The organism is Flavobacterium sp. M31R6 (assembly GCF_013284035.1).
GTDB lineage: Bacteria > Bacteroidota > Bacteroidia > Flavobacteriales > Flavobacteriaceae > Flavobacterium.
In genome coordinates this window covers 370,931-397,642 of record NZ_CP054141.1, presented here as the reverse complement: position 1 = coordinate 397,642, position 26,712 = coordinate 370,931, and the positions used below count along the sequence as shown (strand labels likewise).

26 protein-coding genes are annotated in these 26,712 nt (G+C 34.9%); 15 read left to right on the top strand and 11 right to left on the bottom strand.

Annotated features, from left to right (window positions below):
* Positions 1-80: 80 nt before the first annotated feature.
* The 6 genes from HQN62_RS01655 (at position 81) to HQN62_RS01630 (ending at position 7,304) form a co-directional block, all read left to right on the top strand.
* Positions 81-1,703 (top strand): phenylalanine--tRNA ligase subunit alpha, encoded by a 1,623-nt coding sequence (locus HQN62_RS01655; RefSeq protein WP_173503070.1) that lies wholly within the window; start codon positions 81-83, stop codon positions 1,701-1,703.
* Positions 1,703-2,704 carry a vWA domain-containing protein gene (locus HQN62_RS01650; protein ID WP_116796703.1) on the top strand — a complete coding sequence of 334 codons (1,002 nt, stop codon included), beginning with the start codon at positions 1,703-1,705 and terminating at the stop codon, positions 2,702-2,704. The genes HQN62_RS01655 and HQN62_RS01650 overlap by 1 nt, the downstream gene beginning before the upstream one ends.
* A 90-nt stretch (positions 2,705-2,794) precedes the next feature.
* Entirely contained in the window at positions 2,795-3,829 is a 1,035-nt protein-coding gene (locus HQN62_RS01645; protein ID WP_173503069.1) for a VWA domain-containing protein, read from the top strand.
* Between the two features lie 70 nt (positions 3,830-3,899).
* Positions 3,900-4,667 carry a tetratricopeptide repeat protein gene (locus HQN62_RS01640; protein ID WP_116798442.1) on the top strand — a complete coding sequence of 256 codons (768 nt, stop codon included), beginning with the start codon at positions 3,900-3,902 and terminating at the stop codon, positions 4,665-4,667.
* A 77-nt stretch (positions 4,668-4,744) separates the two neighbouring features.
* Positions 4,745-6,490: a BatD family protein gene (locus tag HQN62_RS01635; protein ID WP_116796705.1), complete on the top strand. Its 1,746-nt coding sequence runs from the start codon at positions 4,745-4,747 to the stop codon at positions 6,488-6,490.
* A gap of 67 nt (positions 6,491-6,557) precedes the next feature.
* Complete coding sequence (locus HQN62_RS01630) at positions 6,558-7,304, top strand: tetratricopeptide repeat protein (protein ID WP_116796706.1); 747 nt, start codon at positions 6,558-6,560, stop codon at positions 7,302-7,304.
* A gap of 215 nt (positions 7,305-7,519) precedes the next feature.
* On the opposite strand, the gene HQN62_RS01625 is transcribed toward HQN62_RS01630, so the two are convergent.
* On the bottom strand, positions 7,520-8,020 hold the full coding sequence (locus HQN62_RS01625; protein WP_116796707.1) for a CvpA family protein: 501 nt from the start codon (positions 8,018-8,020) through the stop codon (positions 7,520-7,522).
* 162 nt (positions 8,021-8,182) lie between these two features.
* On the opposite strand from HQN62_RS01625, the gene HQN62_RS01620 reads away from it, so the two are divergent.
* From HQN62_RS01620 to HQN62_RS01610, 3 genes are all read left to right on the top strand, one after another.
* Entirely contained in the window at positions 8,183-8,539 is a 357-nt protein-coding gene (locus HQN62_RS01620) for a hypothetical protein (protein WP_111408279.1), read from the top strand.
* A gap of 173 nt (positions 8,540-8,712) precedes the next feature.
* Positions 8,713-9,732, top strand: a complete 1,020-nt coding sequence (gene pheS / locus HQN62_RS01615) for a phenylalanine--tRNA ligase subunit alpha (RefSeq protein ID WP_116796708.1) — start codon at positions 8,713-8,715, stop codon at positions 9,730-9,732.
* Between the two features lie 259 nt (positions 9,733-9,991).
* Entirely contained in the window at positions 9,992-10,399 is a 408-nt protein-coding gene (locus HQN62_RS01610) for a hypothetical protein (RefSeq protein ID WP_116796709.1), read from the top strand.
* A gap of 121 nt (positions 10,400-10,520) precedes the next feature.
* Here the strand turns inward: HQN62_RS01610 and HQN62_RS01605 are convergent, their stop codons facing one another.
* The 3 genes from HQN62_RS01605 to HQN62_RS01595 all read right to left on the bottom strand — a co-directional run bounded on the left by HQN62_RS01605 (position 10,521) and on the right by HQN62_RS01595 (position 13,847).
* Positions 10,521-11,516, bottom strand: a complete 996-nt coding sequence (locus HQN62_RS01605) for an NAD(P)H-dependent glycerol-3-phosphate dehydrogenase (RefSeq protein ID WP_116798443.1) — start codon at positions 11,514-11,516, stop codon at positions 10,521-10,523.
* Between the two features lie 295 nt (positions 11,517-11,811).
* On the bottom strand, positions 11,812-12,975 hold the full coding sequence (locus tag HQN62_RS01600; RefSeq protein ID WP_173503068.1) for an iron-containing alcohol dehydrogenase: 1,164 nt from the start codon (positions 12,973-12,975) through the stop codon (positions 11,812-11,814).
* Positions 12,976-13,076: 101 nt separating this feature from the next.
* Positions 13,077-13,847, bottom strand: coding sequence for a type 1 glutamine amidotransferase domain-containing protein (locus tag HQN62_RS01595; RefSeq protein WP_173503067.1), 771 nt, complete (start codon positions 13,845-13,847; stop codon positions 13,077-13,079).
* 89 nt (positions 13,848-13,936) lie between these two features.
* Here HQN62_RS01595 and HQN62_RS01590 point away from each other — a divergent pair, with 89 nt between their 5' ends.
* Positions 13,937-14,833 carry a LysR family transcriptional regulator gene (locus HQN62_RS01590; RefSeq protein ID WP_173503066.1) on the top strand — a complete coding sequence of 299 codons (897 nt, stop codon included), beginning with the start codon at positions 13,937-13,939 and terminating at the stop codon, positions 14,831-14,833.
* On the opposite strand, the gene nadD is transcribed toward HQN62_RS01590, so the two are convergent.
* The 6 genes from nadD to HQN62_RS01560 all read right to left on the bottom strand — a co-directional run bounded on the left by nadD (position 14,834) and on the right by HQN62_RS01560 (position 19,097).
* Complete coding sequence (gene nadD / locus HQN62_RS01585; protein WP_173503065.1) at positions 14,834-15,415, bottom strand: nicotinate (nicotinamide) nucleotide adenylyltransferase; 582 nt, start codon at positions 15,413-15,415, stop codon at positions 14,834-14,836.
* A gap of 61 nt (positions 15,416-15,476) precedes the next feature.
* Entirely contained in the window at positions 15,477-16,061 is a 585-nt protein-coding gene (gmk, locus tag HQN62_RS01580; protein WP_173503064.1) for a guanylate kinase, read from the bottom strand.
* A gap of 98 nt (positions 16,062-16,159) precedes the next feature.
* Complete coding sequence (locus tag HQN62_RS01575; RefSeq protein ID WP_173503063.1) at positions 16,160-17,020, bottom strand: YicC/YloC family endoribonuclease; 861 nt, start codon at positions 17,018-17,020, stop codon at positions 16,160-16,162.
* Between the two features lie 101 nt (positions 17,021-17,121).
* Complete coding sequence (locus HQN62_RS01570) at positions 17,122-17,790, bottom strand: potassium channel family protein (RefSeq protein WP_173503062.1); 669 nt, start codon at positions 17,788-17,790, stop codon at positions 17,122-17,124.
* A 75-nt stretch (positions 17,791-17,865) separates the two neighbouring features.
* Positions 17,866-18,747 (bottom strand): DMT family transporter, encoded by an 882-nt coding sequence (locus tag HQN62_RS01565; RefSeq protein WP_173503061.1) that lies wholly within the window; start codon positions 18,745-18,747, stop codon positions 17,866-17,868.
* Positions 18,747-19,097: an arsenate reductase family protein gene (locus HQN62_RS01560; protein WP_173503060.1), complete on the bottom strand. Its 351-nt coding sequence runs from the start codon at positions 19,095-19,097 to the stop codon at positions 18,747-18,749. The genes HQN62_RS01565 and HQN62_RS01560 overlap by 1 nt, the downstream gene beginning before the upstream one ends.
* 74 nt (positions 19,098-19,171) lie before the next feature.
* On the opposite strand from HQN62_RS01560, the gene HQN62_RS01555 reads away from it, so the two are divergent.
* Complete coding sequence (locus HQN62_RS01555) at positions 19,172-19,627, top strand: DinB family protein (RefSeq protein ID WP_116796718.1); 456 nt, start codon at positions 19,172-19,174, stop codon at positions 19,625-19,627.
* A 58-nt stretch (positions 19,628-19,685) separates the two neighbouring features.
* Positions 19,686-20,831, top strand: coding sequence for a cystathionine gamma-synthase (locus HQN62_RS01550; RefSeq protein ID WP_173503059.1), 1,146 nt, complete (start codon positions 19,686-19,688; stop codon positions 20,829-20,831).
* A gap of 52 nt (positions 20,832-20,883) precedes the next feature.
* Here HQN62_RS01550 and HQN62_RS01545 read toward each other — a convergent pair whose 3' ends face one another.
* On the bottom strand, positions 20,884-21,669 hold the full coding sequence (locus tag HQN62_RS01545; RefSeq protein WP_116796720.1) for a THC0290_0291 family protein: 786 nt from the start codon (positions 21,667-21,669) through the stop codon (positions 20,884-20,886).
* Positions 21,670-21,947: 278 nt separating this feature from the next.
* Between HQN62_RS01545 and gdhA the strand changes: the two genes are divergently transcribed.
* From gdhA to porZ, 3 genes are all read left to right on the top strand, one after another.
* Positions 21,948-23,291 (top strand): NADP-specific glutamate dehydrogenase, encoded by a 1,344-nt coding sequence (gene gdhA / locus HQN62_RS01540; protein WP_116796721.1) that lies wholly within the window; start codon positions 21,948-21,950, stop codon positions 23,289-23,291.
* A gap of 497 nt (positions 23,292-23,788) precedes the next feature.
* Positions 23,789-24,310, top strand: coding sequence for a GNAT family N-acetyltransferase (locus HQN62_RS01535; RefSeq protein ID WP_173503058.1), 522 nt, complete (start codon positions 23,789-23,791; stop codon positions 24,308-24,310).
* A gap of 95 nt (positions 24,311-24,405) precedes the next feature.
* The gene (gene porZ, locus HQN62_RS01530; RefSeq protein WP_371811628.1) at positions 24,406-26,664 is read left to right on the top strand and encodes a type IX secretion system anionic LPS delivery protein PorZ; all 2,259 of its coding nucleotides are present in this window, start codon (positions 24,406-24,408) and stop codon (positions 26,662-26,664) included.
* The last annotated feature ends 48 nt before the right edge of the window (positions 26,665-26,712 follow it).

The following is a 26,712-nucleotide window of genomic DNA, read 5'->3' as shown; positions in this document are numbered from 1 at the left end:
GAAAACAATTTTTGTGCGGAGTAAAATCTGAAATCAAAAATCGTTAATCTTCAATCAAAAATCAAAATTTCCCAAAATAAATGTTTAAAAAAATATTAATATACTTACTGTTTTCGACTTCACTTTTTGCACAACAAAAAGTAGTTACCAGTATCGATACCACAAAAAATAAAATTGGAGCTGAGTTTAAATTGACTTTAAAAACTTCGGTAGATACTTTGTCCAAAGTTGTTTTTCCAAAACTAAAAAACATTGGAGCACTGGAAGTAATTCAATCGTATCCAATTGACACCATCAAAAAAGACGACCGATACGAATTAATTAAAAAGTATGGCTTGACTCAATTTGATTCGGGGAAATATACCATTCCAAGCATAAAGATTCTGATAAATAATAAAGAGTTTTTGACTGACTCCATAAAAGTTGAGGTTGCCAATGTTCAGGTTGATACGTTAAGACAAAAAATGTATGATATCAAAGATATTGTAAAGGCAGAAGATTCTTCAGATTGGTGGAAATATCTTTTGGGAATTTTATTGATTTTAGGAATTGGAGCTTTCGTTTATTGGTACACAAAAATTCGCCAAAAGAAAAAAATTGAAGAAGAAGTTTATAAAACACCAATAGAAAAAGCGACAAGTTTACTTAATACTTTGGAGAAAAAAGAGCTTTGGCAACATGGTGAGGTTAAAGCATATTATAGTGAATTGACGGATATTACCAGAAATTATATCGAAGAAGCGATAGAGATTCCGGCCATGGAAAGTACGACTTCAGAATTGATTGAGGGTCTTAAAGCGGCGTCATTGAAGAAAAAAATGAAGCTTTCACAAGAAACGATTGAGAATTTGTTTACCGTTTTGAAACAAGCCGATTTAGTGAAATTTGCCAAATCAAAACCTTTGGAATTTGAAATCACCGAAGATAGAAATAGAATTCAAAAAGCAATTTTAACATTGGATGAAGCGATTCCAGTTGAAGTGCCAATAGAAGAAGATACTATATTGAACGAAGCCCAAAAGCAAAGACAAATTCAAATTTTGCTTAGAAAAAAGAGAAATCAGCGTATTGCAATTGCAGTTGGATCTGTTGTTTTTTTACTTTTTGCGACAACTACTTTCTTCATAGCAACCAAAGGATTTGACTACGTTAAAGACAATATTCTTGGACATCCAACAAAAGAATTGCTGGAAGGAGAATGGGTTAAGAGCGAGTATGGAAATCCAGGAGTTATTATAGAAACCCCAAAAGTCTTGAAGCGAATAGATTTGACAAAATCATTGCCAAAAGACGGAATGGCACTTATAAAAGAGATGCAGTCCTTTGGGTATGGAAGTCTTTTGGATAATTTTTACATTATGGTTTCGACCATGAAATATAAAAAGGAAGGAGCACTGGATTTATCTAAGGCAATTGAAGGTTCTTTGAAAGTCTTGGAATCGCAAGGGGCACAAAACATGATAGTTAAAGAAGAGGATTTTCAAACCAATAATGGGGTAACCGGCAAAAAAGGATACGGTACTTTTTCAAGAATAGATGGTAACAGTCAAACTAGTTCCAAAATATATTATGAAATCTTGCTTTTTGGACAAGAAGGCGGATTACAGCAAATTATGATTCTTCACGAAGAAGGAGATAGATATGCCACGGAATTGACAGACCGCATTATGAATTCGGTAGAACTTAAATCAGCTAGTAACTAATGGAAAAAATAACCTTTTTAAATCCAGAATTTTTTTGGTTGTTCCTTTTAATTCCATTAGCAATTGTCTGGCTAGTTTGGAAAAGAAATCAGCAATCGGCTACCCTAAAAATGAGTTCTCTTCAAGGGTTCAAAGGAACAGAATCTTTATTGGCAAAATTAAAACCGGGTTTAGACGTTTTGCGATTATTGTCATTGTCATTATTAATTGTGGCAATGGCTAGACCAAGAACAGTTGACATTAGCAATAAAACAAAAACCACAAAAGGAATTGATATTGTGGTGGCGGTCGATGTATCCGGGAGTATGCTTGCCAAGGATTTTAAGCCAAATAGAATGGAAGCGCTAAAAAGAGTTGCTTCAGTTTTTGTTGACGAAAGACCCAACGACAGAATTGGACTTGTGGTTTATGCTTCTGAAGCGTATACCAAATCACCGGTAACGAGTGACAAAGCAGTTATTCAAGAAGCTATAGCCAGTATTAAATACGATAATGTTTTACAGGACGGAACTGGAATTGGAATGGGATTGGCGACAGCCGTAAACCGACTTAAAGACAGTAAGGCCAAAAGTAAAGTGATTATTTTAATGACGGATGGTGTCAATAATGCAGGATTTATTGAGCCTGAAACAGCTTCGGATATCGCTCAACAATATGGTATAAAAGTGTACACTATTGGTATTGGTACTAATGGAATGGCAGAATCGCCTTATGCACTTGGACCAAATGGGCAATTGATTTTCCGAATGATGAAGGTTGAGATTGATGAACAATTGATGAGAAATATCGCCAGAAAAACGGGAGGAAAGTATTTTAGAGCGACTAGTAATGACAAATTAGCTCAAATTTATAGTGAAATCAATAAATTGGAAACTACTGAAATCGAAGAATTGAAATTCTATGATTATGACGAAAAGTTCAGACCTTTTGTATTGTTGGCTGGGTTTTTATTGTTACTGGAAATAGGTTTGCGAAATACAGTGTACAGAAGTTTTATATAAAAAGATTGATGAATGAAGATTAACGATTTGTGATTTCTGATTTATTGCTATCTGCATTCAAAAATCGTTAATCCAAAATCAAAAATTATTATGGAATTAGACGAACAAAAATATTTATACTTACTTTTTTTACTGCCAGTTGTGGCGGTACTTTTTCTATTTAATTTATATTGGAAAAGAAAGAAGCAACGCGAATTTGGGGATTTGGAAGTTATCAAAAGACTAAGTCCAGAACGTTCTGTTTTCAAACCTTTTTTGAAATTGGGCGTTTTGCTTTTGGCACTAATTGCCTTGATTTTTGGATTGGTAAACCCTAAAATTGGAACCAAAGTTGAAACTGTAAAAAGAGAAGGAATAGACATTGTTTTTGCGATGGACGTTTCCAAAAGTATGCTTTGCGAAGATGTTGCTCCTAGTCGTTTGGAAAAAAGCAAGCAAATTGTATCTCAAATTATCAATCAATTAGGAAGTGACAGAATAGGAATTGTGGCTTATGCCGGAAGCGCGTTTCCAGTGCTGCCGATAACTACGGATTATAGCGTAGCAAAAATGTTCTTGCAAAGTATGGGACCAGGAATGGTTTCGTCCCAAGGAACATCGCTGGATGAGGCGATAAAATTATCTGGAACTTATTTTGACGATAAAAGTAAGACCAGCAAACTGATGATCATGATTTCGGATGGGGAAGACCATTCTGAAGGAGCAGAATCCGCAGCGGAGGAAGCGAAGAAGCTAGGAATGAAAATTGTCACCATTGGACTGGGTACTGAGAAAGGGGGAACTATCCCTCTGAAAAAAAATGGAATCGTCGAAAGCTACCAAAGGGATAATAATGGTGAAATAGTGATAACCAAATTAAACCCAAACAGTCTGGCGACTATAGCAAAAATTACCGGTGGCGGTTATGTAAACGGAAACAATACCAAAGAAGTTTTGGAATACATAAAAGCAACATTGGATAAAATTCAAAAAACAGAATTTGAAGCCACCCAAATGGCCGATTTTCAATCACAATTTCAATGGTTTTTAGGAATTGGGTTTGTGTTGTTGTTTTTGGATGTTTTCTTTTTGGAAAGAAAAACTAGCTGGGTAAATAAGTTGAATTTATTTAACGAGAATAAATAAAGTATTAAAATCAAGGTAAACTAAGGACGCAATTATTCGCAAATACTTTGAAAGGAACATTTAAATGAAAATGAAAAATAGAATTATATACTTACTACTATTGCTTTTAACTTTTGTGGCCAACGCCCAAGAGAAAGACAAAGTTTTGCCTAAAGCAAATGAGGAATATGTAGCAAAGAATTTTGTGGATGCCGAAGCCAACTATAGAATTTCACATTCTAAATTCCCTAGCAGAACAGTTGCTACGTATAATTTAGGAAATTCTATTTACAGACAAAATCAATTTTCGGAATCCAAATTTGTGTATGCGAATGCGTTGAAAAGTTTGAAAACAAGATCCCAAAAGCACAAAGCTTTTCATAATTTGGGAAATGTTTTTATGAAAGAGAAGGATTATACCCAAGCTGTGGAAGCCTATAAAAATGCCTTAAGAAACGATCCTAAAGATGAAGAAACACGATACAACTATGCTTTGGCTAAAAAAATGCTAAAAGACAATCCGCCTCCAAAAGACGATAAAAATAAAGATAAGAATAAAGACAAAGACAAAAATAAGGACAAAGATAAAGACAAGGACAAGGATAAAAATAAAAAGGACGACAAGAAAGACGGCGATAAAGACAAAAAGGACGACAAGAAAGACGGTGACAAAGATAAAAAAGATGATGGTAAACCCAAAGATGACAAAGGGCAACCAAAACCAAAACCGGGAGGTATTTCGAAACAACGAACCGAAAATCTTTTGGATGCCGTAAACAATGAGGAAAAGAAAATTCAGGATAAGGTAAATGCCAATAAAGAAAAAGGCTCGCCTAGAAGAACTGAGAAAGATTGGTAGAATTTTAAACGGTCAATAAGAAATTAAAGTTTTTAAATTTTCGATTAAACGTTAAATACAAAAAGATTAAACAAGTAATGAAAAGATATTTAATTCTATTCCTATTAAGTTTTCAGGGACTTTTGGCTCAAGTACAATTTGAGGCAAGAGTAAGCAAAACGACGCTTGGACTCAACGAGAGACTGCGTATCGATTTTGTGATGAATATTGATGGAGATAATTTTGTGCAACCTTCTTTTGACGGCTTTAGAATTATTGCAGGGCCCAGTCAGCAGGTAAGCCAATCTTGGATAAATGGAAAAACATCTTTCGAGAAAAGCTATTCTTATTTTTTGCTGCCAAATCAAAAAGGAGCTTTGGTCATCAAACAGGCAATGATTGAGTATAATGGACAGATTTACAAAACGCAACCCATCAAGATCAATGTAACAGCAGCTACGGAACAACCAAGAGACCCTAATGATTCACAAGTTTCTGCTGATAGTAATTTATATCTGGTTGCTGATATCTCGAACACAAATCCATACATTAATCAACCTATTACGGTAGTGTATAAATTGTATTTCAACAACATAGGGATTAATGGTTTTGAAGAAGTAAGCAAGCCAAAATATAATGATTTTTGGAATCAGAACATTGATATCAAACGATTGGTTCCTGAAGAGGGAATGTTCAAAGGTGAGCAATACCGTTATGTTGTTTTGCGTAAAACAGTTTTATACCCTCAAAAATCAGGAAAACTGGTTATAGAACCACTTTCGTTAAATATTGGAGTTCAATTACCAACGAATCGTAGAGATATATTCGGTCGAGTTATATTGGTTGAAGACAGCAAAAGAGTTTCTGCCGGAGCCAAAACCATTAATGTAAAACCTTTGCCAGAAGCTGGTAAACCACTAGATTTTACAGGTGCAGTAGGAAAATTTGATTTCAAGGCAATTCCATCTAAAACTACATTGAAGAATGGAGAAAGTTTGGATTTAGTTTTGAGTGTGGTTGGAACTGGAAATCTTAAATTGTTTACTTTGCCTAAGCCTGAAGTGCCTAATGCATTAGAAATGTATGATGCAGTGCATGACGAAAAAGTAAACACACCACTGTCTGGAATGACCGGTAAAATATCGGATTCTTATACTATTATACCACAATACAAGGGAGACTATGTCATAAAACCGTTGCATTTTTCGTATTTTGATTTAGGGACTGGAACCTACAAAACAATAAGTTCTTCTGAAATTAAAATCAATGTTCTTGACGGACCTACACAAACAGCAGAGGCATCTGCAACGGCCAGTGTTGGGAAAAATAAAATAGATGGAGTTGAGCAATTTAAATATATTGACTTAAAAACAAAATTGGTCACAAGAGATGAACCTGTGTTTTTTGGTTCTGATAAATTCTATGGATTATTGTTTTTGCCATTTTTGTTGCTTCCTATAATTGTGTTGTTCAAAAAGAAAAAAGAAGCAATTGACAGTGATGTTTTTGGAAACCGAATCAAAATGAACAACAAATTGGCTAAGAAATATTTATCGGAAGCCAAAAAACAAATCAACAACAAAGAACCTTTCTACGTTGCCTTGGAGAAAGCGATGCATAATTTCTTAAAAGCCAAGTTGCATATCGAGACTTCAGAAATGAGTAAAGATAATATTAAGGAACTGTTGTTGTCCAGAAAAGCCAAACCGGAAGTGGTCAATGATTTTATTGCACTTACTGAGAATTGCGAGATTGCGAGATATGCACCGTCATCAAGTGCAACGATACAACATGATTTTGATAAAGCGGTAGCCATCATTTCTGAATTAGAAAAACAGATTTAATACCTAAGTTGCTAAGATTCTAAGAAACTCAGAATCTTAGCAACTTAGCATCTTAAAAAAAATTAAAATGAAAAAGATTTTTTACATACTATTATTAATCTCACAAGTTTTCTATGCCCAAACGGGTTTTGAAAAAGGAAATATTTTGTACCAAAACGGGAAGTATGAAGAGGCTGCCAAAGCCTATGAATCTGTTTTGGCCGCCAACAAAGAGTCTGTCGAAGTATATTTTAATTTAGGGAATTGTTATTATAAGTTGCACCAAATAGCTCCAGCAATTTATAATTATGAGAAAGCTTTGGTTTTGAACCCTTCCGACAAAGATGCTTTAAACAATATAAAATTTGCCCAAAAACAAACTATAGACGAAATCAAAGAAGTTCCAAAAGTAGGTTTCGGGAAAATGCTGCGCGACTTTACGGGGATTTATCCTTTCGATACTTGGGCCTGGATTACCATTAGTTTTGCTTTCTTGTTCTTGTTGTTTTTTATGGGGTATTATTTTTATCAAACAGTAGTTGTAAAAAGAGTTTTCTTTGTGGGAATGTTTGTAATATTATTGCTTCTAGTAATGAGTATCTCGGCAGCTTTTTTCGAAAAAAGCCATTTCGACAATGAAAGACCAGCCATCGTTTTTGCTGAAGTTGCAGATGTAAGAAGCGAACCCCAAAACGCAAGCGCAACTACTTTTGTCCTGCACGCAGGGACTAAAGTCTATGTGGAGGAAACATTAGGATACTGGAAAAAAATTCAATTGACCGATGGAACCGAAGGGTGGATTGATGCCAGGTCGATTAAAGAAGTGAAGGATTAGTGTTCAGATTTCAGAAAGCAGATTCAAGTTCTATTAATATTTTGATTTCAAAATAAATAAACAATAACTAGATTTATAAAATAAAAATAGAGTAGTCCACAGTTTTCAACTGTCGGCTACTCTATTTTTTGGTATTAGGTATTATTCGTTAAAAAATAATCTTATGGGATTAAAGAAATCTAAAATCCGCAGTCTAAAATCTGCTATCTCAAAAACTACTTCCTTGCTTTATCGTACCATTTTTCAATAGAAGGAAAAACAAACGCAGCAACTTTTTGAATGGGGTTAAAGAAAATAGATTTATCAAGTGTTTCTTTTTTGGCCAAATAGTTATGGTAGTTCATTTTTTCAAAAAGCGTAAAAAATATGCTGATGATCAAAATGGTTTTCAATACCCTGAAAAAACCGCCACCAAGACTGTTTATCCAGCCTAAAAAGGCAAAATCGGCTATATTGGTCAAGAGCTTTCCAAGCATATAAACACCAATAACCACGACAATAAAAGTTAGGATAAATGCAAACACCTGAATAGTATAAGGATTCCAATGCAGCGAACCCGATATAACACTTTTCAGTACGTCAGAAAATTTTATGGCAATGTAAATTCCCAAAATAAGAGAAATTAGGGAAGCCAATTCAACAAAAAGTCCATTTCTGATTCCTTTATAAAAAGAGAAGCACAAGAAACCACCTATGATAATATCAAAAAAACTCATTTATTTATTTTAAATATTAAAGGCGCAAAGATAAAAGAATTGTTCGGTAACCATTGTCAATTTTCAAGTTCTTATCTTTGTCAAAATAACTCGATTTCATTTTTGAAAATGTGCGGAATAAATCTGCAATCAAAAATCGTTAATCTACAATCAAAAATAATAATGTCAAGAGACACACAATTAAAAGAACGCTGGGAACGGCTTGTCGATATACTTTCCAATCAATTTTCACAAGGAGAAGATTTGGATTTGGATGCTATTATTTATCTAATAGGAGTACAGGAATTGGGAAAAGTACATCGCGAATACAAAAAAGACGAGAAACTAAATTTGATGCATATCGCCATTTGCCGATTGTTGGAACCCTATGGATTCTACGAATTCGAATTTTTTGATGAAGAAGGCTGGCCACATTATAAAGTAAAGGAGCAATTACCGCCTCTAAAAGCAGGAGAACAATCCGTTTTAATGAAAGAAGCAATCGTTAATTATTTTCTGGAAAGAGAAGTGATAGATTAGTATTCAGTAAGCAGTTTTTAGTATTCAGTTTATTAAAATGGCTACAAATTTTTAGTTTTTAAAATAAAGTAAATATTTTTCTCTATAAACCCGAATTTATAAGGGAAACTTTAAACTTTTAAACCTTAAACTTTAAACAAATTTCTTAAATTTGCACCCTTAGTAAAAGACAGATGATAGACAAGATAAAAGAATATATTGGTGAAGCTCAGGCGTTCTCCACACAAAATACAGCAGAATTAGAAGCATTTAGAATAAAATTTCTAGGAACCAAAGGTTTATTGAAAGATCTTTTTGCTGAATTCAAAAATGTGCCCAATGACCAAAAAAAGGAATTTGGACAAGTAATCAATTTACTTAAAACTTCTGCTGAAGAGAAAGTAAAATCCATTCAGGAAGCTTTGGCTGATAAAGAAGAATCCAAAGGAATTTACGGCGATTTGACTCGTACGGCCGAACCAACAATTATTGGTTCCCGTCATCCTATTTCGTTGGTAAAAAACCAAATTATAGATGTCTTTTCAAACATCGGGTTCAACGTTTCCGAAGGTCCGGAAATTGAGGACGATTGGCACAATTTTACAGCATTGAATCTACCGGAATACCACCCGGCTCGTGATATGCAGGATACCTTTTTCATTCAGACGAATCCTGATATTTTGTTGCGTACGCACACTTCATCTGTCCAGGTGCGTTATATGGAGAACAACAAACCGCCAATTAGAACTATTTCTCCTGGTAGAGTTTTCCGTAATGAGGCCGTTTCGTCGCGCTCGCACTGTATCTTTCACCAAGTGGAAGGATTGTATATCGACAAGGACGTTTCTTTTGCAGATCTAAAACAAACTCTTTTGTATTTCACGAAAGAAATGTTCGGAAAATCAAAAATCCGTTTGAGACCTTCATACTTCCCATTTACAGAACCAAGCGCCGAGGTTGATATTTATTGGGGTTTAAAAACCGAAACCGATTACCGTATCACCAAAGGAACCGGTTGGTTGGAAATTATGGGTTGCGGAATGGTAGATCCAAACGTACTTAAAAACTGCGACATCAATCCAGACGAGTACAACGGTTTTGCATTTGGAATGGGAATCGAGCGTATCGCGATGTTGTTGTACCAAATTGGTGACATCCGTATGTTTTATGAAAATGACGTGCGTTTCTTGGAACAATTTAAATCAAGCATATAAAAATTTAAGATTTTTGATTTTAGAAGTTTAAACCTGAAATCAAAAAGCATTAATCAGATTCAGGGGAAGGAGCTATTTCCAGCTGTCCACTATATCTTTTTCTTTTTAAAGGAAAAAGAAAAAGGATGCCGTTTCCATCTGGGCTAGGGCATTCCGTATTCAAGATATTTAGTTTAATACAACAATAAATAATTAACGATTTTTAATTTTAGAAGTTAAATCTGCAATCAACAATCGTTAATCAATAATCAACAATCAAATGAAATCCGACATCACCATCCCCGAAGTAGAAAACGTATTCCTTGCTGCCGTCCAAGAATGGAGCGACGATTTTATGGAAAAAGTGTGGTATGCCTATTTAATAAACGATAGTGATTTCCAACTTGACAGCGTTATGGTAGTTTCTAAAGCTTTTGGAACCATCGACGGAGAAATGAAAAAAACCTCTCTTTTGCGTCATGCTTTTATGGAGGTTCCAGCTGTTTCAGTTGTGAAAATCGAAATGATGGAAAAAAGTGTATTGGCACTTAACAATGAGTTTATGGTAACGTATTTCATCGGAAACACATTATACGATAAAAAATTTATTTTCAAAGCCAACAGCATCAATGAAACCAACGTGGAAGAAGTGCCACTCTTGTTTGTTGATGGAGTAATGGTAAAATAAAAGATTTTATAATAACAACAAAAAAGGCATTTTCTTAAATTAGAAAATGCCTTTTTTGTTGTTTTTTCTCAATCTGAATTGCTCCGCCAGTTCGCTTTCGCTCGGGTCTGCAGACTGAAATCTAATCAAGTTCTTCAGTCAGTTTTTTGAACACGGCTTTAGCTTCTTTTCCTTCATACAAAATGGCATAAACAGCATCAATAATAGGAGTTTTGGCACCATAACCTTGGTTGAGTTTGTAGGCACTTTTTACGGCATAATAACCCTCGGCAACCATGCTCATCTCCATTTGTGCAGCTTGTACAGTGTAGCCTTTCCCAATCATATTGCCGAACATTCTGTTTCTCGAAAAAACAGAATAACCCGTAACCAATAAATCGCCCAAATAGGCCGAATCATTGATGTTACGCTTCATTTTGTGCACTTTCTTGATGAATTTCTTCATCTCGCGAATGGCATTACTCATTATAACCGATTGGAAATTATCGCCATAACCCAATCCATGTGCAATTCCTGCGGCAATAGAATAAATGTTTTTAAGCATTGCGGCATATTCAGTTCCAATAATGTCGTCTGATATTTTTGCTTTGATATAATTTCCGGATAAATTTTTGGCTACTATTGAGGCTTTGTCCGGATCACCACAGGCAATGGTTAAGTACGAAAGTCTTTCCAATGCTACTTCTTCAGCGTGACAAGGCCCTGTAATTACACCAATATTATAATAAGGGATGTCGTATTTGTAATGAAAATGTTCTCCCACAATCAAACTGGTTTCAGGAACAATTCCTTTTATGGCAGAAAAAATTATTTTGTCTTTTAGGGAAACCGTTAGTTTTTCGAGTTCGCTATTCAAAAAAGCGGAAGGAATTGCAAATATGATATAATCTGCATAAGCAACGGCTTCGTTGATATCGTTGGTAAGTTTTAGTTTTTTGTTGTCAAACTCAACAGAGCTTAAGTAATTGGGATTGTGTTTGTGGGTTTTAATGTGTTCTATAGCAGCATCATTTCGCATATACCATGAAATCTCGGGAAGATTTACGCACAACATCTTAGCGATAGCAGTAGCCCAGCTTCCGCCGCCAATCACTGCAAATTTTAAATTATCGGCCATTTTTTTATTAAATTTCATCAAAAGTACTTAAAAATATACCAATAACACAAATTAATTTTTTAAACAAGGCTTGAATTTATGGGGCCTTATAAAGTTTTTAATAAAAAAATAAATTATTTGCAATATTTTTTGATTTTACACAATATAAATACAATACTTGCGTTGTAAGTCATTATAAATAAATTGTTTAGAATTTAAATATGAAGATTGAGTTAGTTAGTTTTGTTTTAGTATTTTAAAAAGGCGTTCTTATTGGTTAAGTGAACGCCTTTTTTATGCAGTATTTTTACTAAAATCAATAACTCATTAAAACAATCTCTTTCACTTTTTCTAAAGTAATATTTTGTTTTTCTCCCAAAGCTTTCCAACCTCTTTTTTCAAAACGGTCTACTATAAAATCAGCTGTTTTTTCAAAATTTTCAGCATTTTCAGAAAGCAAGGTTTTCATTCCCATAGTATGAAAGAAGGCTACTGTTTTTTCAATGGCTGCCGAAGCAATTTCTTCCTCTGTTCCTGTTAAATTAAACACGCGTTTTCCGTATTGTGCCAATTTTTCTTTTTTGGTTTCAAACATTACTTTGTATAAGTTTGGTCCAATAATTGCCAACGTTCGGGCATGGTCAATTCCGTAAAGCGCTGTCAATTCGTGCCCAATCATATGAGTTGCCCAGTCACTTGGAACTCCTTTTTGGATTAACCCGTTTAAAGCCATGGTACAGCTCCACATAAAATTGGAAGCTAGAGCATAATCGGTTGGGTTTTCTACCACATCTGGTCCTATTTGAATTAGGGTTTGCAAAATGCTTTCGGCAATTCTATCTTGCAAATAACCTTCGTGCACATAGGTTAGGTATTGCTCCAAAACGTGAGTGTAAGCATCTACAACTCCATTTTGCAATTGTCTTTTTGGTAGTGAAGCAATTACGGTAGGATCACAAATTGAAAACTTAGGAAATAAAGCAGATCCACCAAAATCTAATTTTTCCTGAGTCGCTGCAATAGTCACCACCGAACCGGAATTCATTTCACTTCCCGTTGCAGGCAAAGTTAAAACAGTACCAAACGGAATCACATTTGATCCTTCTTTGAAAAGAATTCGCTTTTTAAGAATGTTAATTGGGTCACCTTCAAAAGGAACAGCTGCCGAAATAAATTTCACACCATCGATAACGCTTCCGCCACCAACAGCCAGAATAAAATCAATTTTTTGCTCTCTGATGACAGCAACGGCTTTCATCAAAGTTTCAAAATGTGGATTGGCTTCAATTCCTCCAAATTCGACAATTTCGAATCCTTCCAGACTTTTGCGAACTTGCTCATGGATTCCATTTTTAAAAATACTTCCGCCACCGTAAGCGAGAAGGATTTTCGCATTGGAAGGAATCAAGGTTGATAATTTTTCTATTTGTCCTTTCCCAAAAACTAATTTGGTAGGATTGTATAATTCGAAATTTAACATAGTGTTTGTTTTTTAAAAGAGAAACTAAGTTACTAAGAAACTAAGTCGCTAAGTTTTGAACACTTAGAATCTTAGTTTCTCAGAATCTTAGCAACTTCAAGTTATTTTTTTGAATTCAATTTAGCTAATAATTTTTCAGCAACTAATTTAGACGAAGCTGGATTTTGACCTGTAATTAGTAGACCATCTTCCACAGCATAAGGATGCCAATCGGCTACTTTGCTATAAGTTGCTCCATTGGCTTGCAATGCATCTTCCAATAAAAAAGGAACGATTTTGGTTAATCCAACTGCTTCTTCTTCGGTATTGGCAAATCCAGTTACTTTTTTTCCTTTTACCAAAAATTCTCCATTTACTTTTACGTTTTTCAAAGCAGCTGGTGCGTGACACACAAAAGCAACTGGTTTTTTATGGGTATAAAAAGATTCAATTAATGCAAGGGAATTTTTATCTTCAACCAAATCCCAAAGCGGTCCGTGACCTCCTGGATAAAAAACTGCATCATAATCAGCTTGATTCACATCGGATAATTTTTTGGTATTTTTTAGTTTTTCCAATAAAACGGTATCGGCGTCAAAACGTTTAGTGTCTTCGGTTGCTGATGAAGGATCGGCACTTTTTGGGTCAATAGGAGGTTGTCCTCCCTTTGGGGTGGCAATGTCAATAATCACGCCTTGGTCAAGCAAAGCATAATAAGGTGCAGCCAATTCTTCTGTCCAAAATCCTGTTTTTTCTCCTGTGTTACCCAATTGATCGTGACTGGTAACTACGAATAATACTTTTTTCATCTTCTTGTTATTTTGTTTTTGTGCAGTTGCCATAAAGCAACCCACGGTTAATGCTAGAATAGTTAATACAGTTATTTTTTTCATCACTAATTTTTTTGATACCGCAAATTTATGTGGAATATGGTATTAGTAAAAATAATTTAAATTATGTTTGTGATAAATATATTTATATCATGGTTAATTTAGAATGGTATCGGACATTTAAATCTGTTTATAAAAATGGAAATTTTTCTTTGGCAGCCAAAGAATTATTTATAAGTCAACCAGCTGTAAGTCAGCAAATAGTTATGTTGGAGGCACATGTTGGCTACAAGCTTTTCAATCGAAAGTCCAAGGGGGTTGAACCAACAGAATATGCTAAGTTACTCAATAATTTAATCATTGATGCTTTAGACCGATTGGAAAATGTCGAGAATGGTTTTAGAGCCAAGGCTTTCAATGCCAATCGGTTATTGTCCGTTGGAATTTCGAGACATTTGATGAGCAGTATTGGGAGCGCTTTGGTAGCCAAATTTGATTTTATAGATTTTACGTTCCATAATAATGATGCACTATTTGATTTGGTAAATTCCAAAAAATTAGATTTTGCAATAGTAACCAAGAAGTTTGACACTTTTGATACAATTCAGAAAAAAGTGGGTGATATCAAACAAGTAGTTGTGGGATCTACAGATATTGATATTTCAGTTTTAAAGGCAAAAATTAAAAGTAAAGATTTTTTAGGCATCGAAAACTGGTTGAACGAACAAAAATGGTACAGCCATGACGCAGGAATTCCGCATATAAAATTATTTTGGCTACATGTTTTTGCTAAAAAAAGACCTTCGATGGTGGCTAATTATATTATTCCATCAGAATATGAAATGCTTGAAATACTTAGTAAAAACACAGGATTTGCGGTTACTTGGGACGTTAATGCTAAAAAAATGATTGAAGAAAAAAAACTACAGCTGATATGGAACAGCAAAGAAATGCCCAGTACTGATGTTTTTTTACTGTCGGGTAAAAATGAAAATTTGAGTCCGATTTTTCAGGAAATTGAAACGGAATTAAAAGAACTTTTGGGCTAACTATTTCTTATAAAAATTATTATGGTCAATATAATCCCAAACTTTATGGGGCAATAAAGGCTGAACGTTTTTGCTTTTTTTGATATTGTGACGAATGTCGGTCGAAGATATTTCTACAACAGGAGCATCGATCAAATGAATTTTCGGATGATTTTTTAGTTCCAAATTTTCTGCTTCCGAGGAAATGCGGGGATAAACATAAATGTCATGATGTTCCAAAATCACTTCATAATTTTTCCATTTGTGCAATGATTTTAAATTGTCTTCACCCATAATCAACGAGAATTCATGATCAGGATATTTTTCCTGTAAGTGAGCCAATGTATTTACAGTATAATTAGGTTGGGATAATTTGAACTCAATATCCGAAGGTTTTATTTTTGGAAAATTTTCGGTGGCAAGATACACCATTTGCAAACGATGGTAATCGTCTAGCAAAGTTGACTTCTTTTTGAGAGGATTGTGTGGCGTAACGACCATCCAGACCTGATCCAAATCGGCATGTTCCGCCATGTGATTGGCAATGATGAGATGCCCAATATGAATGGGATTAAACGTTCCGAAATAAAGTCCGATTTTCATAGAAACTAATTATTTGAAATAACACAGATGTCACAAATTTTCACAAATTCAAAAATCTGTGCTAATTTGTGGAATCCGTGTTTACAAAATCCTTCACCAATTGATAGGCTTCTTCAAGGGCAATAGGCAAATCATAGTTTTTTATAATTACATCAAATTGAGGTGCAGTCGCCAGTTCTACAGAAGCTTTTGCTATACGCATATTGATTTTGTCATCACTTTCTGTTGAGCGTTCTTTGAGTCTTCTTTTGAGCTCATCAACACTTGGTGGTTTTACAAACACAGCCAAAGTTTCCTCTGGGAATTTATGTTTGATGCGTAAACCACCAGCAACATCAATGTCAAAAATCACGTTTTTTCCTTTGGCCCAAATACGTTCTACTTCACTTTTTAGCGTGCCATAAAAATTATCACGATAGACTTCTTCCCATTCCACAAAATCTTCTGCTTTGATGTGTTTTTTAAATTCATCCAAAGACATAAAGTAATAATCCTTTCCACTTACTTCTTCACCACGTGCTTCACGCGTAGCTGCCGAAATAGAAAATTCCAAATTCAAATCTTCTTTTCCTAATAAATGCCTAACTATGGTTGTTTTTCCTGATCCCGATGGTGCCGAGAATACAATTAATTTTCCCTTTTTCATTGTTTTATGCTTTTCCTGCAAGGTTTTTTTTGAACCTTGTAGGTATGGTTTTAAAATAAGAAACCTACAAGGATTGAAAAAAACCTTGCAGGTTGACTTTATAGTACATTAAGCACCTGTTCTTTAATTTTTTCCAATTCGTCTTTCATCTGAACCACTAATTTTTGCATTTGCGCGTGATTCGATTTGGATCCCATAGTGTTGATTTCACGTCCCATTTCCTGAGTAATGAATCCTAGTTTTCTACCGTTGGCTTCCGTTCCGTTTATTGTTTCTAAGAAGTAATCCAAATGGTTTGTCAAACGTACTTTTTCTTCGGTAATGTCCAGTTTTTCTAGGTAATAAATCAATTCCTGTTCAAAACGGTTTTCATCTACGTTTACTTTTAATTCTGAAATGGCAGTTTGCAAACGGTCTTTTATCGCTTGAACGCGCTCTGGGTCTAGTGCCAAAGCTTCATTCATATATTGACTAATGTTTCCGATACGCAATTGAAATTCATTTTCCAGAGATTGTCCTTCGTCTTTTCTGAAATTCAAAATATTTTGTAACGCTTCTTCGATCACGGTTTGGATTTGAATCCAGTCATTTTCGTCTATTTCCTCACGTTCTATTTTCATGGTGTCGGGCATACGCACTGCCATTTTCATCAATTCGGTTTCATCAGCATCAGCATATACTTCTCTTAGTTGATTGATGTAGGCTCGCACGATAGGTACGTTAACCTTCGTAGATGTTTGTTCTGCGGTACTTTCGATAAAAATAGAAAAATCTACTTTACCTCTTTCTAGTTTCAGTGCAATTTGGTTGCGTAAACCCAGCTCCATTTCGCGATATAGAGAAGGCATTCGTACATTTAAATCTAAACCTTTACTGTTTAAAGATTTTACTTCTACTGTAATTTTTTTGGATGGTAATTGCAAAGTGGCTTTACCAAAGCCAGTCATCGATTGTATCATATTTTTGTCTAAAAGTGTTCAAAGATAAGGAAAAAGTTTCAGAGGCCTATATTCTGTAATGACTTACAGGATTCTTACGTTTATTAGGAAATCGATTTTTTTTATTTTTTATAGGAGGAAAATTTACTAATCAAAATTCCAACGAGGACTACAGAATAAAATTGTCCTATTATACCTAATAGTGAGGTGAATAATTTGGTTTGTTGACTATTGGGTGTGATATCTCCAAAACCGATACTCGAAAAAGTAATGCAACAAAAATAAACCAAGTCCGTGAAGGAGGCATAGGGCGTTGAAGTATCTATCCCTTTAAAGGCATTTGGATTTTGATAAAAATGGGTTTGCATGATAAAAACACTAATTTCAATCAGTAGAAAATAACCACAAGCGGCGGCAGAAATCACATCTTTGTTGATATAGCTGGGGCTAATTAAAAATTTCAAAACCTCCCAAAAGATGAAAATAAAAAACAGTATATAGATCACATTAACGGCAATCAAAAAAAACAAATTTTCATTGTTAAATGGGATTCCTAACGTTATCAAAACGACCAAGAATAAAAGTATATTCCGAATCTGATTCTTCCTTTTTCCTTTTTGGATAAAAATTCCAACTGTGGTAAAACCAAGTATGATGATATTCATTACCCAAACTATTTTGAGAGCTCCTGATAAATCGGAAAATAAAACACCAATAAATAAGTGTTGAATCAATCCGAATAGCAAAATCTCATATTTGTTGAGGTAGAGAAAATCTTTGAGTTTATCCATATTACCTGTTTTTATGTAAATGTAATAAAAATAAATGGCCGTTTTGAATGTTCAAATAATATCAAGAAACCGGAATTAAGGCTTCTTCATGGTAACCAGATATACTCCTGAAAAGATTAATAGGGCCGACCCAATTTTAATCAGACTCAGTGTATCTTTCCCTAAACTTATCGCAAAAACAGAAGCAAATAAAGGTTGCAGATAAATAAAAACGGCTACAGTGGTTGGTTTCAATTCTTTCATCGAAAGAAGGTTCAACAAATAGGTTAGGAAAGTCGAGATCACGACCACAAAACTTATTTTCCAGTAAATAGCAGTTGGAACAATAGTCCAATCAACAGCTGAAAATTCGCTCCAGCCAAAAGGTAAAACCATTAGAAAACCTAACAAATAAATCCATTTTACAAATGTAAAAGCATTGTATTTATTCATTAATTTCTTGACAATAATCAAGTAAAATCCATACGAAATGGCGTTAACCAAAACCAGAAAATTACCCAGCCCAGATTGAGAGGTGTCACCAATAGACTTTCCGTAAAGGATTAGAGAAGCAGTTCCGATCAAACCAAGAATAATGCCGAATATCATTCTTTTTTTCATCCGTTCTTTCATGATTATGGCAGAAAGAACTAATACAATCATAGGAGTCGAAACCATAATTACTGCCGCCGAAATGGGAGAGGTTAGACTCAAACCCTTGAAAAAAGTCAGCATATTGAATGCTACCCCAAAAAAAGCAGCAGCTATAATTCGAGGGATATCATTGAGTGCAATTTTTTCTTTTGGCATAAAAAGCCAAACCAACCAAAACAGGAGCATAGAACCACCGGCACGCAAAAGGATGAACCCATAAGCATCGATGTATTTTGGCATCACATCTTTGGCAATGGTAAAAGTGACACCGTAAATTATGGAAACAATAGTAGCGCCAATTAAGGCAAGATTTCTTTTTGACATTAACTCAACGCTTTCATTACTTGAAGAATATTTTGTTGCGTATTGCCAATGTATATTTTGTCATTTATGATAAAAACAGGACGACTAAGGAAAGTATAATGCTCCAAGATGTATTTTTTGTAATCATCTTCGGTGAGGGATTTGTTTTTTAAATCCATCGATTTATATAATTGTGCCTTTTTGCTGAACAGCGCTTCGTAACTTCCCGAAAGGCGATACATTTCCTCTAGTTCTTCAACAGTAATTGGGTTTTGCTTGATGTCATGAAAAACCAAATCATGGTCTTTTGGAAGTGATTTTATTATTTTTCGACAAGTGTCACAAGATGCGAGATAGTATATTTTGTTCATTATTTTCTATTTTCTAATTGCAAAGAAAATCATTTGATACTTAAAATGTTTAATTTTATGCAAAAATTACAATCATGCAAGATACATTTGAAATAAGCAGAACTAGCAGAAAATGGGTGGCTCAATTTTTAGAGAATCATACACTCGAACAATTGAATAAAATTCCGGAAGGATTCAGTAATAATTTAATATGGAATATTGGTCATATCGTAGTGACACAACAATTATTGGTATATAAATTATCGGGTTTACCAATATTGGTGTCTGATGAAATGATTGAAAAGTATCGAAAAGGGACCAAACCTGAGAGTGATGTTACCCAAGAAGAGGTAGATGAAATAAAGTCTTTATTGTTTAAGGCAATTGAGCAGGCAGAAAAAGATTATAACAATGGCGTTTTTGTAAACTATCAGGAGTATCCAACTTCGACGGGATTTGTTTTGCAAAGCGCAAAAGGAGCTATACAATTCAATAATTTCCATGAAGGATTGCATATTGGAATTATGATGAACATAAGAAAGTTTATATAACTTTTGGGGAAATAAAAAGTCAGAGAGTTACTGATAGAAAAATCAAAAAAAATAAACAATGAAATTCAATACCAAAGTGATTCATGGTGGACAACATCATGACCCTAGTACAGGAGCAGTAATGCCTCCCGTTTATCAAACGTCAACCTTTGTGCAAACAAGCCCCGGAAAGCCGTTTAATCCAGATTACGAATACAGTAGAGCTGCAAATCCAACACGAACTGCTTTGGAAATGGCATTGGCCAGTATTGAAAATGGAACTCGTGGATTGGCTTTTTCATCAGGACTGGCAGCTACCGATTGTATTTTAAGATCGTTTAAAGCGGGTGATGAAATTATCGCTATGGATGATTTATACGGAGGAACCTACAGAATGTTTACGCGTATTTATAAAGATAGCGGAATTGTGTTTCATTTTGTTGATATGAATGATTTGGATAAATTCAAGTCATTAATTAATAGCAATACAAAATTAGTTTGGGTAGAAACACCAACCAATCCTTTGATGAAATTGGCCGACATTCAAGAAATCGCCAAAATTACTAAAGCGAATAATATCCTTTTTGCTGTGGATAATACTTTTGCAACACCTTATTTGCAAAAACCGTTGGACTTAGGAGCGGATATCGTTATGCACTCGGCTACCAAATATTTGGGAGGGCACTCAGATGTAATTGCGGGTGCTTTGATTGTAAAAGACGAAGCCCTGGGTAATCAATTGCATTTTCAACAGTTTGCTACAGGGGCAACCTTGGGGCCAATGGATAGTTTTTTGGTACTAAGAGGAATAAAAACACTGCATTTGAGAGTACAAAGACATTGTGAAAATGGAACTAAAGTAGTTGAATTCTTAAGCAATCACCCCAAAATAAAAACTGTTTATTATCCTGGATTACCGAGTCATCCGTATCACGAAATTGCCAAAAAGCAAATGAGCGGCTTTGGAGGAATGGTTTCTTTTACGTTTGTATCAGGTAAGAAAGAAGAAGCGGTACAGTTTTTGGAAAAACTAAAAGTGTTTACACTGGCAGAATCTCTAGGTGGTGTAGAATCGTTGGCGAATCACCCGGCATTGATGACACATGCATCCATTCCAGAGGATAAACGAAAAGAAGTTGGAATTACAGATGATTTGGTTCGTTTAAGCGTTGGCATAGAAGACGCTGATGACTTGATTGCAGATTTGAAGCAGGCATTGGCATAAAACAAAAAATCCCAACTTTAAAGAGTTGGGATTTTTTTTGAATAAATATTTTTTAATTGTCTAAATAAAGGATATAACCTAAGCCGACAAAAGTGAGCCAATCATTTTGTTTGTTTTCCTTGAATAAATCTTTATTTGGATTAAGGCCATCAACCCAATCAGAAGCAAAATATTGAGCTCTCATGTCAAGAATAAGATCAGACATTGATGTCAACTTGTAACGAGTTCCAAGATTAAGAGTTGCAGAAAATACCGCTTTACTTTCATTGGAATATCCGTGAGGATGACCATCTGATGGGATTAAATATTTTGCAGGAGTAACACTAGGATCGCCCATTTCCCCCAAAGTAGAAGTAGCAGTTGCGGTATAGTAACTGATTTGTGGTCCCAAACCGATGTAGGGATTAAAACTGCCTATTGTGTTTTCAAAATCATGGATGTGTATTAAATTATACTCAAGTTGCATTCCTAAATTTAACAATTCAGTTGAGCCTCTCATTGCTTTGAGACGATTGGATCCCGGAGTACCTCGTTCAACCCATTCACCATAGTGTTTTAAATTGGCTTGACTGTACGAAAGTTCAGATCTTACTTTGAAATGCTCTTTAAAATAGTCATTCAAGTTGTCAGTATACGAAAAGTTCATGTAATCAACAACGGCAACTCCAAACCCCTGATTTTCTAAATTGTTTCTGGTGTTATCTCGTTGTCCATAGTCAGATCGAAACTCAACTCGACCTGCAATTACACCAATTTCATGTGTAATTCCAAATTGAGAAAAGGAATTATGAGGTAGACCAATTAATAGGAATAATACAAATATTTTAAGTTTGATCATAGATAGATTGTATTTTCGAATACGCAACAAAGATATAAAAACTAGGAGTACTGATAATAATAATATTAAAATAAAAAATAAGTGGATATTATTCTATTCTTTACGAAAACTACATCGATTTCGTAAAAACAGTATGCCATGTTTTGAATTTTTTATAAATGATTAATAAAAAGATAATTTTATGGTAATCATGCGTAAAAAAAGTTAAAATATTTGAATAAGATGTATATTTGCAAAACTAACGGAAACGTTTTTGAAACGTTTATAATTTTATGATCATGTCACAAAGTATTACAGATTTTATCGAATTGGTTGCCAAAAAAAATCCGAACGAGCCGGAATTTATGCAAGCTGTTACTGAAGTTGCTGAAACAGTAATTCCTTTCATCGAACAAAATAAAAAATACCAAAATAAAATGATTTTGGAAAGAATGGTCGAGTCAGATCGTATCATTATGTTCCGAGTAGTTTGGGTAGATGACAAAGGTGATACACAGGTAAATAGAGGATACCGTATTCAAATGAATTCGGCTATCGGACCATATAAAGGAGGAATTCGTTTCCATCCTTCTGTAAATTTAAGTATTTTGAAATTCTTGGCTTTCGAGCAAACTTTCAAAAACAGTTTGACTACATTGCCAATGGGTGGTGGGAAAGGTGGAGCTGATTTTGATCCAAAAGGAAAATCAGACAACGAGGTAATGCGTTTTTGTCAAGCTTTCATGACTGAATTATCTAAACATATTGGTGCCGATACTGACGTACCAGCTGGAGATATTGGTGTTGGTGGAAGAGAAGTTGGATATATGTTTGGTCAATACAAAAGATTAGTTAATGAATTTACCGGAGTTTTAACTGGTAAAGGAATTTCTTTCGGAGGTTCATTAATCCGTCCTGAAGCTACTGGATATGGAGATGTATATTTTGCACAAAGTATGTTGGCTACCAGAGGAGAAAGCTTTACAGGAAAAACTGTAGTTATCTCTGGATCTGGAAACGTAGCTCAATATGCTGCCGAAAAAGTAATCCAATTAGGAGGTAAAGTAGTGACTATGTCTGATTCTGCTGGATATATTTATGATGCAGATGGAATTGATACAGATAAATTAGCTCATGTAATGGAAATCAAAAATGAGTTAAGAGGAAGAATCAGCGATTATGTTGCAAAATATCCAAATGCAAAATATGTAGCTGGGAAACGACCTTGGGAAGTAAAATGTGATGTAGCCTTGCCTTGTGCAACTCAAAACGAATTGAATGAAGAAGAAGCAAAACAACTTGTTGCCAACGGATGTATCTGTGTTGCCGAAGGAGCAAACATGCCTTCTACGCCAGAAGCGGTTCACGTTTTCCAAAAAGCTAAAATTTTATTCGCTCCAGGAAAAGCTTCAAATGCTGGTGGAGTAGCGACTTCAGGACTTGAAATGTCTCAAAACTCATTGCGTTTAAGCTGGACTTCAGAAGAAGTGGATGAAAGATTAAAAATGATCATGAAAGACATTCACGCTTCATGTGTGAAATACGGTACTGATGCAACAGGTTATGTTGACTACGTAAGAGGAGCTAACATCGCAGGATTTGTAAAAGTTGCCGATGCTATGCTTGCTCAAGGAGTTGTATAGAGATTGCAGATTTTAGATTGTTGATTAACGATTTAAGATTTAGAATAATATAAAATGCCTTTTTTCTGTAAAGATTAAAGGCATTTTTTTTGCTTATAGGAAACGGAATCCAAAATCGGAACTCTGCAATCTAAATTCTAAAGTTATCTGGGCGAAACCCCATTATGAAAAGGGGGCTACTTTAGGTGCCGCTTATTCGCCCCCTTTCCATAATGCGGTCGGGCTATCCACGCTACTTCGGTAGCTTGCTGCTATCCCTTTCGCAGACATAACAACTTTAAGGAAAACGAGAAATTTATGTTCTTTCAAGACCTAAAGCAAAATCTCATATTCAAAAAAACTCTTGGGAAATTGAATTTATTATTCAATATATTTGGGAATAATACAAAAAGGATATTGATTGGTTTGTGTTCATCCAGTTTTGGTTGGACTTAATTAATCCCAAACTTCTTGTAATATTATAAAGTTACTACAATTACATAAAAAAATAAATTACAATGACAGATTATCACTTTAGAAAAGCTACAATTTCTGAAATCCCTCAAATATGGGATATTTTACAATTGGCTATAGTAAGGAGAAAAGAAGAAGGAAGTGAACAATGGCAAGATGGTTATCCCAACCCCGAAGTGGTGCAAAAAGACATTGAAAAAGAGGCAGGATTTGTTTTGACCGATGGAGAAACAATAGTTGGGTATTGTGCAATATTGATTAATGACGAACCTGAATATGCAAAAATTGAAGGGAAGTGGTTAACTAATGAAGACTTTGTCGTTTTCCACCGAGTAGCTGTTTCCGAAAAATATTTGGGAAAAGGTTGTGCCCAAAAAATGATTGGCTGTATAGAAGATTTTGCAATCCAGAACAACATATACAGCGTAAAAGCAGATACCAATTTTGATAATAGTGCAATGATGAAAGTTTTTGAAAAATTGGGCTACAGTTTCTGTGGTCATGTGTATTTCAGAGGGGGACAAAGAAAAGCATACGAGAAAGTGCTACAAAAATCTGCAATCTAAAGTCTGCAATCTAAAATCTCTTTTCCTTTGTACTATATTTGTGAACCAATATTGATTCAATGCAAAAAAGGCTTTTATATCTATTTTTTTTATTTGTGCTACAAATCACTTTTGCCCAAACCAATTTGTCTTGGCAAGGATATTTCTCGTACACTCAAATCAAAGCTGTTTCCGAATCGCCAACGACTATTTATGCCGCTTCTGAAAATGCGTTGTTTTCCAGAAACAACAATACAAACATTGTAAAAACCACCACAACAGTAGATGGACTTTCGGGCGAAACCATTACGGCGCTTTATTACAGTCCAACGTTCAATAAAACTATTGTCGGCTATCAAAACGGTCTTTTAATCGTTATCAACGAAGCTGATGGTTCGATGCTCAAAGTGGTCGATATCATCAATAAAAATTTACCAAGTAGTATAAAACGAATCAATAATTTCATGGAATTTGGTGGAATAGTATATGTCTCCACCGATTTTGGGATTGTTCAATTCAATCTGGCCACTTCCAAGTTTGGTGATACCTATTTCATAGGCGACAATGGCGCCGAAATCAAAGTTTCTCAAACTGCCATTTTCAACGGATTTATTTATGCATCCACTTCAAGCGGAATTAGAAAAGGAGATACAACCAATCCCAATTTAATCGATTTCAAACAATGGCAAGTGATAAACGCAGGCGATTGGTCAGGAATCACATCTTTTGGCACCGAATTATATGCAGTAAATACAGTAGGCCACATTCACAAATACGATTCGGGTTCCAATACATTTAATGGGTTTTTGCCATTATCGGAAGCAACCACAAATTTTCGTTCCACCACAGATTATTTCATTATAACGACAGCCAATACCATTTTTATTTACAATAAACAGCTGGTGTTGCAACGTCAAATAAACAGAAATGAAATCCCAGAGATAAATTCAACATTTAGCTGTGCGACTATTATAAGTGATGCAATTTATATTGGTACTGCCGAAAATGGATTAATTACTACCTCACTTTCTCCCGGTTCAACGTATGAAAACATAACACCGATTGGACCTTCCCGAAACAGTATTTTCTCTATGCAAGTTACTCCAACACAGCTTTGGACTGTTTATGGGGACTATGATACTTTTTACAATCCGTATCCATTGGATGATTTTGGCATAAGTAAATTCACAGCATCGGGATGGTTGAACATTCCTTTTAATACTGTTTTTGGAGCCAAATCGATGTCCCGAATCACTGTAAATCCAACCAATGAAAATGAAGTTTATGCCAGTTCTTTTTTTTCAGGCTTGTTGAAAATAGAAAAGGATATTCCAACAATTTTGTACAATCAAACCAATAGTGCTTTAGAATCACTAACCGTTAGCCCGCCAGATCCCAATTATATTGACATAAGAATCAATGGTTCGGCATTTGATAAATCTGGAAATTTATGGGTAACCAATTGTAGGGTTGTAAATGGTTTGAAAATGCTAAGTCCAAGCGGGCAATGGAAAAGTTATGCCATGGATAAAATTCTTTCGGCACCAACAGAAAATGATTTTGCGACAATGGTTATCGATAAGTATGGTACCAAATGGATGGCAACCAGTAAAAATGGGGTAATAGGTTTTAACGAAAGCAGTAATACCTTCAAAAAAATTACTTTCGGGGCAGATCAAGGAAATTTACCCATTCAAGACGTTAGAACAGTTGCAGTAGATACTAAGAATCAACTTTGGATAGGAACAACTAAAGGATTGAGGGTTTTGTCTAATGTGAACAATTTTCAAACCGAGAGTCAGTTGACCACAGAAAGTATCATTATTTTGGAGGATAATCTGGCGCAGGAATTACTGTATGAGCAATTTATAAGCGATATAGAAGTAGACGGAGCCAACAATAAATGGATAGCTACTGCCGATGCCGGTCTATTTATGGTGTCTCCAAACGGACAAGAAACCAAGTATCATTTTACAACAGATAATTCTCCATTGCCGAGTAATGTGGTAAACGATATTAGCATCAACAGCAGTACTGGGGAGGTTTTTATTGCGACATCCAAAGGATTGATTTCTTTCAAAGGAATTGCAACTTCTGCCAGTGAAAACTTGAGTAATGTATACGTATATCCCAATCCCGTTCGCCCAGAATATCAAGGAACGGTAAAAATAAATGGATTGCTCAACAAAGCCAATGTAAAAATTACAGATGTTGCTGGCAATCTGGTTTTCGAAGCCACAACTGAGGGAGGAACTCTGGAATGGGATACCACCGCTTTCGGAAAATACAGAGTAGCATCGGGTGTCTATATGATTTTTGTATCCGCTCAAGATGGAGGCGAAACCAAAGTCAAAAAAGTAATGATAATTAGATAGTCGAAAGTTCAAAAGTCTAAAAAGCGTAAATTCGAAGAGGTCAAACAA

Bases quoted from the DNA above. Each gene is read 5' to 3' on its own strand.
- HQN62_RS01610 (WP_116796709.1), top strand. From the start codon at position 9,992: ATGAAATCCGACATCACCATCCCCGAAGTAGAAAACGTATTCCTTGCT.
- HQN62_RS01555 (WP_116796718.1), top strand. From the start codon at position 19,172: ATGCAAGATACATTTGAAATAAGCAGAACTAGCAGAAAATGGGTGGCT.
- HQN62_RS01640 (WP_116798442.1), top strand. From the start codon at position 3,900: ATGAAAAATAGAATTATATACTTACTACTATTGCTTTTAACTTTTGTG.
- HQN62_RS01630 (WP_116796706.1), top strand. From the start codon at position 6,558: ATGAAAAAGATTTTTTACATACTATTATTAATCTCACAAGTTTTCTAT.
- HQN62_RS01570 (WP_173503062.1), bottom strand. From the start codon at position 17,790: ATGGATAAACTCAAAGATTTTCTCTACCTCAACAAATATGAGATTTTG.
- HQN62_RS01550 (WP_173503059.1), top strand. From the start codon at position 19,686: ATGAAATTCAATACCAAAGTGATTCATGGTGGACAACATCATGACCCT.
- HQN62_RS01595 (WP_173503067.1), bottom strand. From the start codon at position 13,847: ATGAAAAAAATAACTGTATTAACTATTCTAGCATTAACCGTGGGTTGC.
- HQN62_RS01535 (WP_173503058.1), top strand. From the start codon at position 23,789: ATGACAGATTATCACTTTAGAAAAGCTACAATTTCTGAAATCCCTCAA.
- HQN62_RS01605 (WP_116798443.1), bottom strand. From the start codon at position 11,516: ATGGCCGATAATTTAAAATTTGCAGTGATTGGCGGCGGAAGCTGGGCT.
- gmk (WP_173503064.1), bottom strand. From the start codon at position 16,061: ATGAAAAAGGGAAAATTAATTGTATTCTCGGCACCATCGGGATCAGGA.
- HQN62_RS01600 (WP_173503068.1), bottom strand. From the start codon at position 12,975: ATGTTAAATTTCGAATTATACAATCCTACCAAATTAGTTTTTGGGAAA.
- nadD (WP_173503065.1), bottom strand. From the start codon at position 15,415: ATGAAAATCGGACTTTATTTCGGAACGTTTAATCCCATTCATATTGGG.
- HQN62_RS01560 (WP_173503060.1), bottom strand. From the start codon at position 19,097: ATGAACAAAATATACTATCTCGCATCTTGTGACACTTGTCGAAAAATA.
- HQN62_RS01650 (WP_116796703.1), top strand. From the start codon at position 1,703: ATGGAAAAAATAACCTTTTTAAATCCAGAATTTTTTTGGTTGTTCCTT.
- HQN62_RS01575 (WP_173503063.1), bottom strand. From the start codon at position 17,020: ATGATACAATCGATGACTGGCTTTGGTAAAGCCACTTTGCAATTACCA.
- HQN62_RS01565 (WP_173503061.1), bottom strand. From the start codon at position 18,747: ATGTCAAAAAGAAATCTTGCCTTAATTGGCGCTACTATTGTTTCCATA.
- HQN62_RS01590 (WP_173503066.1), top strand. From the start codon at position 13,937: ATGGTTAATTTAGAATGGTATCGGACATTTAAATCTGTTTATAAAAAT.
- HQN62_RS01545 (WP_116796720.1), bottom strand. From the start codon at position 21,669: ATGATCAAACTTAAAATATTTGTATTATTCCTATTAATTGGTCTACCT.
- HQN62_RS01635 (WP_116796705.1), top strand. From the start codon at position 4,745: ATGAAAAGATATTTAATTCTATTCCTATTAAGTTTTCAGGGACTTTTG.
- pheS (WP_116796708.1), top strand. From the start codon at position 8,713: ATGATAGACAAGATAAAAGAATATATTGGTGAAGCTCAGGCGTTCTCC.
- HQN62_RS01655 (WP_173503070.1), top strand. From the start codon at position 81: ATGTTTAAAAAAATATTAATATACTTACTGTTTTCGACTTCACTTTTT.
- gdhA (WP_116796721.1), top strand. From the start codon at position 21,948: ATGTCACAAAGTATTACAGATTTTATCGAATTGGTTGCCAAAAAAAAT.
- HQN62_RS01625 (WP_116796707.1), bottom strand. From the start codon at position 8,020: ATGAGTTTTTTTGATATTATCATAGGTGGTTTCTTGTGCTTCTCTTTT.
- HQN62_RS01645 (WP_173503069.1), top strand. From the start codon at position 2,795: ATGGAATTAGACGAACAAAAATATTTATACTTACTTTTTTTACTGCCA.
- HQN62_RS01620 (WP_111408279.1), top strand. From the start codon at position 8,183: ATGTCAAGAGACACACAATTAAAAGAACGCTGGGAACGGCTTGTCGAT.